Source organism: Streptomyces sp. NPDC005963 (genome assembly GCF_040638655.1).
Taxonomy (GTDB): domain Bacteria; phylum Actinomycetota; class Actinomycetes; order Streptomycetales; family Streptomycetaceae; genus Streptomyces.
This window is the reverse complement of the sequence record NZ_JBEXVD010000003.1, coordinates 232,086-245,795: the sequence shown is the minus strand read 5'-3', so window position 1 is coordinate 245,795 and position 13,710 is coordinate 232,086. Positions and strand designations below refer to the sequence as shown.

The window sequence follows — 13,710 nt, the reverse complement described above, 5'->3', positions numbered from 1 at the left end:
ACCCGGCTGAGGGACGTCAGCCGCGTCCGCTGCCCAGCTCCCTACGGCGTGACACCGGCAGTCCGGGACGCGCCAGCGAGGTCGGAACCGCGGTCTGCTCGATCCGCATCGCCAGGGCGGGACATCGACGTACCGCCCGCTGGGCCCGTCCCTGGAGATGCACCGGAACGACGGCGTCCGCCACGGACGGGTAGCCGTCGGGATTGATCCGTATCAACTCCGGGACGATGTCAGCGCAGAGGCCGTGCCCCTGGCAGAGGGTCCAGTCGATCAGGACCTTCTCGCCGCTCGGGATGGACTCCTCCGATTCCTGGTAGCCGGGCAGCGGCAGGGGCAGCACACCCGTCGTATCCCTGCCGCAGCCCCCGTAGAGCACGTGGGCGGCCAGATCGTCGGTGAACGCCGAGAGCGTCGAGGCGAAGAACCGGGCCGAACCGTCCGGATGTTTGCACGCCCCCCGTCCCTTCACCGCTTGGGTGACCTCCCGCAGGGCCTCAAGAGCCGCCGGACCGCCACCGTTCATCACATCCGCGAGGCCCCCTGCCGCCGCGGGAAGTCCCAACTTGCAGGGGCCGCACTGCCCGGCTGTCTCCGCCGCGAGCCAGTTCGCCACCCGCAGGGCTTCTCCCAGCGGACAGGTCTCCGGACCGATCGGCAAGATGGCGCCCGCGCCCAGCGAACCGCCCACGGCCGACAGTGACTCGCGCGATACGACGGCGTCCTGCACGGCGGCCGAGTCGATCCAGTTCCCGTGGTAGCCGCCGGTCAGCACCCCCTGCGGAACGGGGGGAGCACCGGCCATCTGGAGGACGTACCTCAACGGGACCCCGGTGGGCACTTCGACCACCATGGGACGAAGGACCGCACCCGAAATGGTCAGCATCACCGTGCCCGGCTCGGAGCCCGCCCCCGTATTGCCGTAGCGGCGGGCGCCGATCCGGGCCGCGACGGCGACCTGTGCAAAGGTCTCTGCGTTGGACAGCAGGGTGGGCGCGCCGCCGACACCACTGTCGGACGCGCGCACCCGGCGGCCGGGTGGCAGTGCGGGACCTCCGTTGATCGCGCGGATGACCGAAGACGCCTCGCCGGAGACCATGCGCTCGGGGGTGCGCACGACCCGGGCGCGCATCCGCTGGCCGCGCCGGTCGGAGAGGCCGCGCTCCGCCAGTGCGGCGCGCATGGAGATCTCGGTGGAGTTGCGGGTGACGGCCACGACCAGCGTGCGCGCGCCCACGGCCTCGGCCGCCAACAGCGCGCCGTCGAGGATCAGGTGCGGGGCCCGGTTGAGCAGGACGGTGTCCTTGCGGCAGGCCGGTTCGCCCTCGCTGCCGTTGACGACGATGACGGGCCGCACTCCGCGTCGGATGGCCGACTTGGCCACGGCACGGAGCTTCTGTCCGAAGGGGAAACCGGCTCCTCCACGCCCGCGGAGGGAGATCTCCTCGGTGAGCTGCGCCAGCCGTTCGCCGGTCATCGGCTCCAAGGGGCCGTGGACCTTGAGGTGCATTTGAAGATCGAGCCGCTCGACCAGATCGAAGCCCTGGGTCAGTTGGGGCAGCCCGACCACGCGGACCTCGGGGACGTCGGGGAGGGGGGTGTTCAAGGTCGTTCTCCTGCGGGCGCGTTCCAGGGCTCTCCGGCCAGGGGCGGAAAGAAGGGTCCCGGCACGGCTTCCGCGGTGCCGTACGGGTCCGGGCGTTCGGTGCCGGGGGCACCTCCGTAGTCCCATCCTTCGAAGCCGGGACGGACGGTCTCGTAGGTGCCGATCACGGGGGCTTCGTAGGGCGGGGGAGGGCCCTGCGGTGGCGGCGTCGGAACGGTGGGCGCCGGGCGCCTGGAGAAGGCGTCGAAGGGGCTGTCGGCAGGGGGTGGCCGAAAGAACCCGTCTCCCAAGCCGGTCGATGCGTAGCCGTTTGACCCGGAATCGGTCGATGCGTAGCGATGCGGCCCGCTGTTGGATCCGTAGCCGGTCGATGCGTAGCCGTGGGATCCGTAGCCGGTCGATCCAGGACTGTTGGGTTCGTATCCGGTGGGGACGTGCGGGCGGGGAGGCGCGCTGGGATGTGGGGGCGCGAACGGGGCCGGAGGGAAGGCAGGGGCCGGAGGCGGCGGTGAGGGGGTCGGCCAGCCGCCGCCCGCCGGGCCGCTCTCCGTCATGACCGGCAGCTCCTCGGTCATCGGCACCCGCTGCGCGAGCGGAACGAACGGCTCACCCGCGCGGGAGACGGCGTGGTAGGCAGCCGCTATGCCCGTTCCCGCGCCTGCCGGCCCGTTGCCCGTCGTGACCGCCGCACCGGTCGGCTCGGCGGCAGGCCGCGGTGGGACCTCGTACAACCGGGGGGACGGCGGGGCGATCCCCGGTTGCCGGCGACGACGCCCGACGGCGCTTCGATCCGGGGGCACCGCCCCGTAGGGCCGCTGGGCGGGGATGCCGTTCATCCGCTCCAGCCCGATCTCGGTCTCTGACTCATCAGTGCCAGGGAAGGGCGCCGTGGTGGGACGGGCAGGTGGCGTCGCCTCCTGGACGGGTGCTTCGGCGCTGCCGCGGTTGGTCACGGCGAGGATCTTGCCGGCGATCTCGCGCTTGACCGGACGCGGCAGCAGTCGTATCGAGAGCGCCCCGGCCACGCTGACCAGCGCCAGGCCGTACATCAGCACCACCCAGGGCGCCGCGGGGCGACCGGAGAAGAGGCCGTGGAGCAGCGCGAAGCACCAGGCCGGGTAGGCCAACATGTGCAGCGTTCGCCAGCGGCCTGCGGCCGTTCCGCTGCCCGCCAGAGCGCTGCGCAGGGCGCCGGTCGCCGCTGTGATCACCATGAGCAGCCCGGCCAGCGAACCGAAGCCGATGAGCCCCGACGTACCGCTGACACCGAGCCCGAACGGAACCAACGCTCCGACGAGGCCCACATGACCGAGAGCGACCTTCACGGTGGCATGGAGGAGGAGGAAACCCAGAGCGGCTGCCGCTGTGGCACGGTGCACGGCCTGCGCCAGCAGTCGGTGACGCGGAGAGAGCAGAAGTCGGTCGGTGGCGATCAGACCCCAGGCGATCGAGGCCGTCAGGGCCACCAAGGCCAGGACTCCCGTGGTGAAGTCGAGCGCTGCGCGAAAACTCTCGCTCCCGCCGATGGCGAGAAGAGGAATGAGCACCAATCCCGCTACGGTCAGGCCGCCTTGCACGGGGCGACCGAGTCCGGAACTCGGGGCGGGCGATGAACGGCTCTTGCGATGAGGCTTCATGGGGCAACTCCGAGGGTGCGGGAAATGCGGTCCCGTTGAGGAATGCTAAGTCGACCCTTGGCGGGCGGAACGACGTTTTGGCGTTTACGGGGTTGACCTGCGCCCACCGGATGCTGGGGTTGCCCCGGATAGGGTTGATATGCGCGTCCAGCAGGGGGAGTTGGCGATCCCGGGGTCGAGATGGGGGAAGGGCCCCGTGACCTGCGAGGGGCAGGAGGCATTCGGCTTCCGGAGCTGTCGGCGATGTCCACGCGATTCGATACGGGGTTCGTCCCGGATCGTCTCGATGCCGAGAGCGGTCGGATGAAATTTCCGGTCACTGCGGCTTCTTCGCCGCCCACCATTCCCGTGGGGCCTTCGCCTCTCGGCCGCATCGGTTTTACCGTTGGTCACGACACCATCCGCTTTACCGGTCGTCCCGGCGCCCGCTTTCTCGGTGGTGACCGCGGCTCCGTGCCTGCTGGCCCGGTGTCGTGCCGTCGATCACTCCGTGTGCCCGGGGGCATGCCAGCGCGCGTCCGGATCGGCCGCTGCGGTACTCTGACGCTATGCGTGCCGTACGCCTTCTGCTTAGCGAGCCGCGCTGATCAGTCCCGACGGATGAAAAGGTCCGGTCGGAATCGGCGCGGCTTCCCCTCCTGTGCGAGGGGTCCTTTTGTTTGCGGGCTATGCCCATTCCGACCGCTGGGCAGAGACGATCGATGGAGCTTTAAGGATCATGAGCGAGACGAATTCTGCTGCTTCTGCTGCCGAGGTGGCTGCGCCGCACCGCTATACGGCGGCGATGGCTGCCGATATCGAGGCACGCTGGCAGGACTTCTGGGACGCCGAGGGCACGTACGCGGCACCGAACCCGAGCGGTGACCTGGCGGGAGATCCCGCGCTGGTCGCCAAGCCCAAGAAGTTCATCATGGACATGTTCCCCTATCCGTCCGGTGCCGGTCTGCACGTCGGACACCCGCTGGGGTACATCGCCACCGACGTCTTCGCCCGTCATCAGCGGATGACCGGCCACAACGTGCTGCACACCCTGGGCTTCGACGCCTTCGGCCTGCCGGCCGAGCAGCACGCGGTCGCCACCGGGACGCACCCGCGGGTGTCGACCGAAGCCGCCATGGACAACATGAAGCGCCAGCTGCGCAGGTTGGGGCTCGGCCACGACCAGCGCAGGTCGATCGCGACGATCGATCCGGAGTACTACCGGTGGACCCAGTGGATCTTCCTGCAGATCTTCAACTCCTGGTACGACCACGAGATCCAGCAGGCCCGTCCGATCGCGGAGTTGGTGGCGCAGTTCGAGTCCGGTGAGCGGCCGGTCCCCGACACCGCGCGTGCCTGGGGCGAGTTGAGCGCGGTCGAGCGTTCCGAGGTCCTGGGCGGATACCGTCTGGCGTACGCCTCGGACGCCCCGGTCAACTGGTGTCCCGGCCTGGGCACCGTGCTGGCCAACGAAGAGGTCACCGCCGACGGCCGGTCCGAGCGCGGGAACTTCCCCGTCTTCAAGGCCAAGCTGCGCCAGTGGAACATGCGCATCACCGCCTACGCCGACCGTCTGCTGAGCGATCTGGACGCACTGGACTGGCCCGAGGCCATCAAGTTGCAGCAGCGCAACTGGATCGGCCGGTCCGAGGGTGCCCGTGTCGACTTCTCGATCGAGGGCCGCGACGACGCCCGGATCACGGTCTTCACCACCCGCCCCGACACCCTGTTCGGTGCCACCTACATGGTGCTGGCACCCGAGCACGCGCTGATCGACACGATCCTGCCGACCGAGTGGCCCCAAGGCGTCAAGGGGGAGTGGACCGGCGGCGCGGCCACACCCGCCGATGCGGTGTCCGCGTACCGCAAGCAGGCACAGACGAAGAGCGACGTCGAGCGGCAGACCGAGCACAAGGACAAGACCGGCGTCTTCACCGGTGCGTACGCCGTCAATCCGGTCACGGGCACCCGGATTCCCGTCTTCGTCGCCGACTACGTGCTGATGGGATACGGCACCGGCGCGATCATGGCCGTGCCCGGGCAGGACGAGCGGGACTGGGAGTTCGCCGAGGCGTTCGGCCTGCCGATCATCCGTACCGTCCAGCCGCCCGCCGGATGGGAGGGCGAGGCGTTCACCGGCCAGGGGCCGGCGATCAACTCGTCGAACGACGAGATCTCGTTGGACGGCCTGGAGGTCGTCGAGGCCAAGGCGCAGATCACCGCCTGGCTGACCGAGCGGGGCATCGGCGAGGGGACCGTCAACTTCCGGCTGCGCGACTGGCTGTTCAGCCGCCAGCGCTACTGGGGCGAGCCGTTCCCCATCGTCTACGACGAGGACGGCGTGGCCCACTCGCTGCCCGACTCCATGCTGCCGCTGGAACTGCCCGAGGTCGACGACTACTCGCCGCGTACGTTCGACCCCGACGACGCGGACACCGAGCCGGAGACCCCGCTGTCGCGGAACGAGGAATGGGTCAACGTCACCCTGGACCTCGGTGACGGTCCCCGCAGGTACCGCCGCGAGACCAACACCATGCCCAACTGGGCCGGTTCCTGCTGGTACGAGCTGCGTTATCTGGACCCGCACAACAGCGAGCAGCTGGTCGCTCCCGACATCGAGCGCTACTGGATGGGACCGCGCGAGGGGATGCCGCACGGCGGTGTCGACCTGTACGTGGGCGGCGCCGAGCACGCCGTGTTGCACCTGCTGTACGCACGGTTCTGGTCCAAGGTCCTGTTCGACCTGGGGCACGTCTCCTCCCCGGAGCCGTTCCACAAGCTGTTCAACCAGGGCATGATCCAGGCGTACGTCTACCGTGACAGCCGCGGGTTCCCGGTGCCCGCCGCAGAGATCGAGGAGCGGGACGGCAAGTTCTTCCATGAGGGCGAGCCCGTCAAGCGCGAGCTGGGCAAGATGGGCAAGTCCCTGAAGAACGCGGTCACTCCCGATGAGATCGCCGCCGAGTACGGTGCCGACACGCTGCGCCTGTACGAGATGGCGATGGGGCCCCTGGATGTGTCCCGCCCCTGGGACACCCGTGCCGTGGTGGGTCAGTACCGGCTGCTGCAGCGGCTGTGGCGCAACGTCGTGGACGAGTCCACCGGCGAGGTCACCGTTGAGGACCGCGAACCGGACGAGGCCATGCTGCGCGCCCTGCACAAGGCGATCGACGGCGCGGGTGCCGATCTGGCGGCACTGCGGTTCAACACGGCCATCGCCAAGATCACCGAGCTGAACAACCACCTGACCAAGACGGGTGGCCCGCTGCCGAGGAGCGTGGCCGAGCGGCTGGTCCTGCTGATCGCCCCGCTCGCCCCGCACATCGCCGAGGAGCTGTGGCGGAAGCTGGGACACCGCGCATCCGTGGTGCACCAGGACTTCCCGGTCGCCGACCCCACCTATGTGGTGGACGAGGCCGTGACCTGCGTGGTTCAGATCAAGGGCAAGGTCAAGGCGCGGCTGGAGGTGTCTCCGGCGATCTCGGACACGGAGTTGGAGGCGTTGGCACTGGGTGACGCGGCTGTCGTCGACGCCCTCGGCGGTGCGGGAATCCGCAAGGTCATCGTGCGGGCCCCGAAGCTCGTCAACATCGTCCCCGAGTAGTCGACTTCCCTGAGACGGTCGTCCGCGCTTGATCGCGACGGCCGTCTCAGGTCTTTCCCGGGCACGGTGCGTCCCGAGGCGACGGCTGCGGAGGACGACCCGGGGGGCACTCAGGGTATCCACTAAGGGCAGGTTGGGGGTTCCGAGGAACCCTCGGCCTGCCTGCGGCGTTTACGGTGGGAGGAGCACGACTACGGTGGATGCAGGACAACCGAAGCCGAAGGGGCGCCCATGGAAAGCGCGATTCTGATACTGGCGCTGCTCTTTGTCGCTTTTGTGGCGCTCGGGGTCTATGCGACGGTCAAGGCGGTGCGCGTCGCCAAGAAGGGCGTGGAGCGTACGGTCACCCAGGCGCGCCGTACGGTCGAGGACACCACCCTGCGCGCCAAGAGCTACGGCCAGATCGGGGTCGCGGGCGAGCTGGCGCAGCTGCGGTTGAAACTGCGGACCTCCATGCGGGCGACGCAGGACGCCCTGAACGCAGGCGTGGCCGAGGATGCTTCGCTCTCCGAATCCATCAGCTTGTTCGAGCGGCTCAGCGTGCACGGGCGGGAGTTGGACGACGAGCTGAAGCGCCTGGAGCGCGAGCCCGACCGGGCGACCGTGTCCGCCAAGATGCCCGAGCTGCGTGAGCGCATGGAGCGGATCACCCACTCGGCCGAGTCGCTCCGCTGGGCGGCCCGGGATCGGGCACGTCGCTTCGCCGAGGATGATCTGGACACCTTGAGCAGCGAGATCGACATGGAGGCCGGAGCCCTGCGGCACTGGTCGGACGCGGAGACCCCGGCGGCTTCGGGATCCACCTCAGGGGCGGCTGAATCGTCGTGGCCGACGGCGGACGGCCGTACCGTGGCGAATCAGTCCTGGTCGGACGTGGAGTCCGAGAGCACGGCGGGTGAGCACTCGGGTCAGTCCGGTGCCGGCCCGGCGGCTCAGCAGCCGCAGGCCATCACGGCACGCGACCCCCGGCAGGCGAGCTACCCGTGGGAGAAGTCCGCCCGCCCCGAGACCACCAACTGAGACGGCGAGGGAGAGGCTCCGGGATCCCGGGGCCCCTGTGCTGCCGGCCGGGGTTGCTATCCGTTGCGTGCCGCGGGCGGTTCAGGGCATCCGAGAGACCATGAGTCGCATCGATGGAACGGTCCGCGGTCGGCCCCACCACTCCACCGTCCCACCTCGTGGGGTGCGACGGGGCGGCGCAGGGGTCTTCCTGGTCGCACGGTGAGGGCTGGAACGGCCGGGCCGGGCGGGACCGGGCGGGCCAGTGAGGGGCCGGACTCCCGTTTGCGAGCGCTGAACGGTAACCTCCCGCTCATGTCCCGCCATGTCGCTATCGTCACCGATTCAACGGCCTACTTGCCGCAGCCGGCGATGGAGCGCCACGGCATGGTGGCCGTTCCCCTGACCGTGGTTCTCGGCGATGAGGCGTTGGAAGAGGGCACCGAGATCTCGGCCCGCTCACTCGCTCTGGCCCTTCAGAAGCGGCGTGCCGTCACCACGTCACGTCCCAGCCCACAGGTCTTCGCCGAGACCTATCGCGACCGGGCCGAGGCGGGGGCCACCGGAATCGTCTCGCTCCATCTGTCGTCCGAGTTCTCGGGTACGTACGACGCTGCGGTGCTGGCCGCGAAGGACGCACCCGTGCCGGTGCGGGTGGTGGACACCGGCATGGTCGCGATGGCGCTGGGGTTCTGTGCTTTGGCTGCCGCCGAAGCCGCCGGAAGCGGCGGCACACTCGACGAAGTGGTCGCCGCGGCCGAGAAGCGTGCTGCGAACACATCGGCCTTCTTCTACGTCGACACCTTGGAGTACTTGCGGCGCGGCGGGCGCATCGGGGCGGCGCAGGCCCTGTTCGGCTCGGCACTCGCGGTGAAGCCGTTGCTCCAACTGGTCGACGGGCGGATCGAGATGCTGGAGAAGGTACGCACGGCATCGAAGGCGATCGCCCGTCTGGAAGAGATCGCCGTGGCCGAGGCCGGCAGCGGCACCGTGGATGTCGCAGTCCATCATCTGGCCGCTCCCGAACGGGCCGCGGCCTTGGCGAGCCGGTTGCGCGAGCGGGTGCCGGGCTTGGTCGACCTCCATGTCAGCGAGGTGGGCGCGGTGATCGGGGCGCATACGGGTCCGGGACTCCTGGGAGCCGTGATCTCACCGCGTTGACAGGGCCGGATCGATCGATACGTCACTGTCAGGGCTCGGGGCGGGCTGTGCGCGACCCGTTCTTGTTCCATGTGGCTGGGCGGGTCCCTGGGTTCTTGGTGCAGGGAGAGGTGCAACAGAACTCCTGTGGGTGATCTGGTTATCCACAACACCGCAGTCATCCACCGTAATTGAGGCCGTTCAGCGAGATGGAGCAGGGCTGCTTACCGTCCTTGCATGGATCTCCGATCACGTTCTGCAACCAGTGGGCCGGGCCGTGCCCCGGCGTCCGATGGTCGTGCCCGTAGCCGGCGCGGCGCGGGTTCGACCGCCCCGGTTTCGCGTTCGCGCCCTGCTGTTGACTTCGGCACCCGACCAGGAGGCCATGGCCGCGGACCTGCACCCGGCGGTCCCGGCTCCCGGACGGGCCCGGGTCGAGGGCGGCTCCACCGTGTCTCCCGACCTTCCCGTCCGAGGACGCCGGCCTCTTCCCACGCGGTGGCCAGGCGCGGGGCGTTCGCCGTGTTCGGCACGCCTTCGGACAGCGGCGACGGCACCACGAGGGCGGCCGAAGGCCCAAGGGACAGGGACCCCACGGGAGCGACTTCATCAGGGGGAGCAGCGGGCGGGCCCCAAGGGATGACGGACACGGTGCCCTCGGCCGCCGCGGATCCAGCCCGTCCTGCCGGCGAAGCAGTGGCGGACGAGGGAAGCGGTCACCGTGCTTGGCACCGGCTCGCTCTCGCCACCCGGGAGCGGCTGCCGCTCTGGATGCAGCTCCGGTGCGGGCTCGAACCGAAGACGTTGATGGCGCTGGCGATCGTGTTTCTCGTGGCGGCGGTCTTCGCGGTACAGCACTTCTGGGCCGGACGGCCGGAGACCGTGCGCGCTCCGGAAGTGCTGTCGGAGCCGGTGGTCGCGGAGCGAACGCCCACACCCGGACCGGCGCCGATGCCTCGACCGGAACCGTCGACCGCCGGGCGGATCGTCGTCGACGTCGCCGGCAAGGTACGGCGTCCCGGTGTGCTGAAGTTGCCGGCGGGCTCCCGCGTCGCCGATGCCCTGGTGGCTGCCGGCGGGGTACGGACGGGTGTGGACACCTCGGGCCTCAATCGGGCTCGCGTGCTCGTCGATGGCGAACAAGTGGCAGTCGGCGTGCCAGCGGCCACCACCCCGGGCCCCGGTGGGGCCGGCAGCGCCGCGGCGGACGGCGCAGGTGTACCTGACGGTCCCGGGCGGAGCGACTCGACGACGGGCCATGATCGAACAGCCGGCACAATGAGTTTGAACACGGCCACAGCGGAGGAGTTGGACACTCTTCCCGGCGTCGGACCGGTACTGGTTCAGCACATCATCGACTACCGGACCCAACACGGTGGATTCCGCTCCGTCGATCAACTCCGAGACGTGGACGGCATCGGGGAGCGACGGTTCGCCGATCTCAAGCCCCGGGTGCGACCGTGATGAGCCAGGAAACAGGCCGTGGATCTGTACGCCCCTCGGGTGACTCCCCCTCCAGGAGAGAAGGGCCCGTCGATCTGCGCTTGGTCTTCCCCGCCCTCGCCGTCTGGGGTGCGGCGGCCCTTGCCGTGGGTCTGTCGGGGTGGTTGACGATCCTCGGGATCGTGCTCTGCGTCTCTCTGGCGATCCTGCTCCTGGCCCGGACGGTGCACCACGGCAGCAGTCCTTTGTCAGTCGCCCGCACGAGCATCCCCACCGCGGAGGGTGGGTGGGACCGCGAGGGCCGGCGTCGGCGGTTGAACGCCACCGCGCTCGCCGCGGTGTTGTTGGCGGCAGCCGCGGGTGCTGCGGCCGGCGGGCTCCACAGCGCAGATCAGCGGCGTGGCCCCCTGCCGGGCATGGCAGCTGCCCACGCCCGGGCCACTTTGGAACTGACGGTTTCCACCGACCCCAGGTTCACCCGACCCCGTGCCCCGAGTGATTCCTGGACGCAGCGCGCTGTGGTCTTTGACGCAGAGGTCACCGAGGTCACGTCATCCGGTGGAGAGACGACCGTCACCAGGAACCCCGTGCTGGTGATCGTGCGACCGGGCCTGCCGCGGGCTGCCCTGGCGCGCTGGCAACGACTTCTCCCGTCGACCCGGCTGCGCGTCCGAGGCCAACTCGCACCGCCCCTGGACGGAGACCACCGCTTCGCCGCCGTGCTGAAGGCGCGAGGAGACCGGCCGGACATCATCCGGGGTCCTTCCTCCCTCCAACAGCAGGCGGGTGACCTCAGAGCCGGGCTGCGCGAAGCCTCGAAGGACCTGAGTACGGATGCCCGCGCCCTGCTGCCGGGATTCGTCGTCGGTGACACCACGAGGATCACTCCCGATCTGCAAAGGGCGTTCGAAGCGACCGACCTGACACACCTTCTAGCGGTGTCCGGAAGCAACCTCAGCATCGTCCTCATTCTTCTGATCGGCCCACCCGGTCGCGCCCTGCTCGCCGAGAGGGGCGGACTCGCACCCCGACTCGGCATCACCCTGAGGGGAACGGCGCTGTTCGGAGGTGCCTTGACGCTGGCCTTCGTCATCGTGTGCAGGCCGGAGCCAAGCGTTCTGAGAGCCGCCGCCTGCGGAGCGATCATCCTGCTCGCGATCGGAACCGGGCGCCGACGATCCTTGATCCCAGCCCTCGCCGCCGCGGTCGTGGTGCTCGTCCTCTACGACCCGGGCCTGTCCCGGAGCTATGGATTCCTGCTGTCGGTCCTGGCAACCGGATCCCTCCTCACCATCGCGCCGGGCTGGAGCTCTGCGCTCCAGCGCCGCGGCGTGCCACCGAGGCTTGCCGAGGCGCTGGCCGCGGCGGCAGCGGCGCAGACAGTCTGTGCCCCCGTGGTCGCGATCTTCGCCGCCCGGGTCAGTCTGGTCGCCGTGCCGTGCAACCTCTTCGCCGAACTGGCGATCGCCCCCGCGACCGTGCTCGGCTTCGCCGCCCTCGCCACTGCCCCGTTCTTCATGCCGCTTGCCGAGGCGCTGGCTCAGATCGCGGGCTGGCCTAGCGGCTGGATCGCCTCCGTCGCCCGGGCAGGCGCCTCACTACCGGGAGCCCAGTTGGACTGGCAGGACGGTTGGCGAGGAGGGCTCTTGCTGGCGGTGCTCACCGCGATGTTCGTTCTCCTCCTCCGCAGATTGCCGTCCCACCCGTGGGTGGCAGCCGTCTGCGCCCTGGTGCTCCTGTGTGCCGTGGTGCGTCCGGCACCCCTCACCCGGGTGCTCACCGGTTGGCCACCCCCTGGTTGGACGTTCGCCATGTGTGACGTCGGTCAGGGAGATGCCACGGTGCTCGCCGCAGATGACGGCAGAGCGGTGGTCGTGGACGCCGGGCCCGATCCCACAGCGGTCGACGCGTGCCTGAGAGATCTGGGTGTCCGACAGATCTCCCTCGTCCTCCTCACGCACTTTCACGCGGACCATGTGCGAGGTCTGCCCGGAGTGTTGAAGGGAAGAACCGTGGGCGCAGTGCAGACCACCACCCTTCAGGAGCCCTGGGAGCAGAGCGCATTCGTCCGCAGGGTCGCCGCCAGAGCCCGTGTGCCGTTGATCCACGCCCGCATGGGAGAACGGAGGAAGGACGGACGACTGTCCTGGCAGGTGCTCTGGCCGCGGCCTCACACATCCACAACGGGACTGCCACACGCTGGGACACCCCATGGGCACGGCGGATCCGGCCCTCCGGACGGGCCCAACGACGCCAGTGTCACCTTGCTGGTCGACATCGCCGAGGGCCCGACCCTGCTGATGCTCGGAGACCTCGAACCGCCCGCCCAACGCGGTCTGCTGATCGAACACCCACGGCTCGCGCGGGTGGACGTACTGAAGGTCGCCCACCACGGCTCAGCCCATCAACACCCCGAACTGTTCACTGCCGCCCGTCCCAGGCTCGCCCTGATCTCCGTGGGCCGAGGGAACACCTACGGTCATCCCTCGCCCCGTACGGTGAGCGCCTTGCAGGCCGCTGGCGCCCGGGTCCTGCGCACGGACCGGGACGGACCCATCGCGGTTACCGGAGCCCGGCGAGGTCTGCGTGCCCACGTCGGCGGGAGTACACGGTCCGAAGGTTCCTTCGCATCACCGCGGCCCCAGCCGGGCGCCAACCACGCGCTCGCCACGGGCCGTTCGTCACCCCGTCCCACAGGGCAACGCAGCTGCCGCTCCGGTCGCCGAGGCCCCTGCCCCGGCCCCCGCCCCGAGCCCAGAACGAGGACTGTGCGCTGTTTGTGGACAGCGTCGTATTCGTGCTCCCTGCGCATGCGGTTGCGCCGCGTCTCAGACCAGCCAGGCGCCCTCGCGCATCAGATCGCGATCGGCGAGCTCATTGACCTCCCGCCATGCCTGTACGGCCTTTGGGGTGACCCGGAGGTAGATCCACTGTGGCTGGCCGCGCGGGTCCCAGCCGTTCATCTTCGTGGCAAACGCATCGCCAGATCGGGTCGCCAAGGCCGAGTGCTCGACCACTTCGGCGCTCCCCTTGATGAGAACGACGTCCCGCGTGGTGCCCAATGTGAGGACGACAGGCCCCCGTGGGGTCAGATTGGTCGCGGTCGGATTGGTTCGTCGGGTGGACATCAACACGGTGTCCTCGTCCCAGACGAAGGACAGCGGCACCAGACAGGGTCCGCCGTCGAGGGAGGAGGTCGCCACCCAGACGTCCTGGTCCTGGCTCAGCCGGGTGAGGACGTCGTGCTTGCGCTGCTCTGCCGAGCGGGGCGGATCGTAGCTCGGGGTCTCTGTCACCATGTCCGG

7 protein-coding genes and 1 pseudogene are annotated in these 13,710 nt (G+C 69.6%); 5 read left to right on the top strand and 3 right to left on the bottom strand.

What is annotated here, in order from left to right; genetic code table 11:
- Window positions 1-16 precede the first annotated feature (16 nt).
- Entirely contained in the window at window positions 17-1,603 is a 1,587-nt protein-coding gene (locus ABZ348_RS07165) for an NADH-ubiquinone oxidoreductase-F iron-sulfur binding region domain-containing protein (protein WP_358930211.1), read from the bottom strand.
- On the bottom strand, window positions 1,600-3,150 hold the full coding sequence (locus ABZ348_RS07160) for a hypothetical protein (protein WP_358930452.1): 1,551 nt from the start codon (window positions 3,148-3,150) through the stop codon (window positions 1,600-1,602). The genes ABZ348_RS07165 and ABZ348_RS07160 overlap by 4 nt, the downstream gene beginning before the upstream one ends.
- Window positions 3,151-3,958: 808 nt before the next feature.
- Between ABZ348_RS07160 and leuS the strand changes: the two genes are divergently transcribed.
- The 5 genes and pseudogenes from leuS to ABZ348_RS07135 form a co-directional block, all read left to right on the top strand.
- The gene (gene leuS, locus ABZ348_RS07155; RefSeq protein ID WP_358930209.1) at window positions 3,959-6,823 is read left to right on the top strand and encodes a leucine--tRNA ligase; all 2,865 of its coding nucleotides are present in this window, start codon (window positions 3,959-3,961) and stop codon (window positions 6,821-6,823) included.
- Window positions 6,824-7,054: 231 nt separating this feature from the next.
- Window positions 7,055-7,843 carry a hypothetical protein gene (locus ABZ348_RS07150; protein WP_358930207.1) on the top strand — a complete coding sequence of 263 codons (789 nt, stop codon included), beginning with the start codon at window positions 7,055-7,057 and terminating at the stop codon, window positions 7,841-7,843.
- A gap of 294 nt (window positions 7,844-8,137) precedes the next feature.
- Window positions 8,138-8,983, top strand: a complete 846-nt coding sequence (locus ABZ348_RS07145; protein ID WP_358930205.1) for a DegV family protein — start codon at window positions 8,138-8,140, stop codon at window positions 8,981-8,983.
- A 216-nt stretch (window positions 8,984-9,199) separates the two neighbouring features.
- Window positions 9,200-10,426: a helix-hairpin-helix domain-containing protein gene (locus tag ABZ348_RS07140; RefSeq protein WP_358930203.1), complete on the top strand. Its 1,227-nt coding sequence runs from the start codon at window positions 9,200-9,202 to the stop codon at window positions 10,424-10,426.
- Window positions 10,426-12,996 (top strand): annotated as a pseudogene (locus ABZ348_RS07135) (ComEC/Rec2 family competence protein); the annotation flags it as partial. The gene ABZ348_RS07140 and the pseudogene ABZ348_RS07135, both read left to right, overlap by 1 nt.
- Before the next feature lie 237 nt (window positions 12,997-13,233).
- On the opposite strand, the gene ABZ348_RS07130 reads toward ABZ348_RS07135, so the two are convergent.
- Entirely contained in the window at window positions 13,234-13,704 is a 471-nt protein-coding gene (locus ABZ348_RS07130; protein WP_358930202.1) for a pyridoxamine 5'-phosphate oxidase family protein, read from the bottom strand.
- Window positions 13,705-13,710: the final 6 nt, after the last annotated feature.

What these genes read in the sequence shown, in the direction of transcription:
- leuS (WP_358930209.1), top strand. Translation starts at nt 3,959, where the DNA reads ATGAGCGAGACGAATTCTGCTGCTTCTGCTGCCGAGGTGGCTGCGCCG.
- ABZ348_RS07150 (WP_358930207.1), top strand. Translation starts at nt 7,055, where the DNA reads ATGGAAAGCGCGATTCTGATACTGGCGCTGCTCTTTGTCGCTTTTGTG.
- ABZ348_RS07145 (WP_358930205.1), top strand. Translation starts at nt 8,138, where the DNA reads ATGTCCCGCCATGTCGCTATCGTCACCGATTCAACGGCCTACTTGCCG.
- ABZ348_RS07140 (WP_358930203.1), top strand. Translation starts at nt 9,200, where the DNA reads ATGGATCTCCGATCACGTTCTGCAACCAGTGGGCCGGGCCGTGCCCCG.
- ABZ348_RS07130 (WP_358930202.1), bottom strand. Translation starts at nt 13,704, where the DNA reads ATGGTGACAGAGACCCCGAGCTACGATCCGCCCCGCTCGGCAGAGCAG.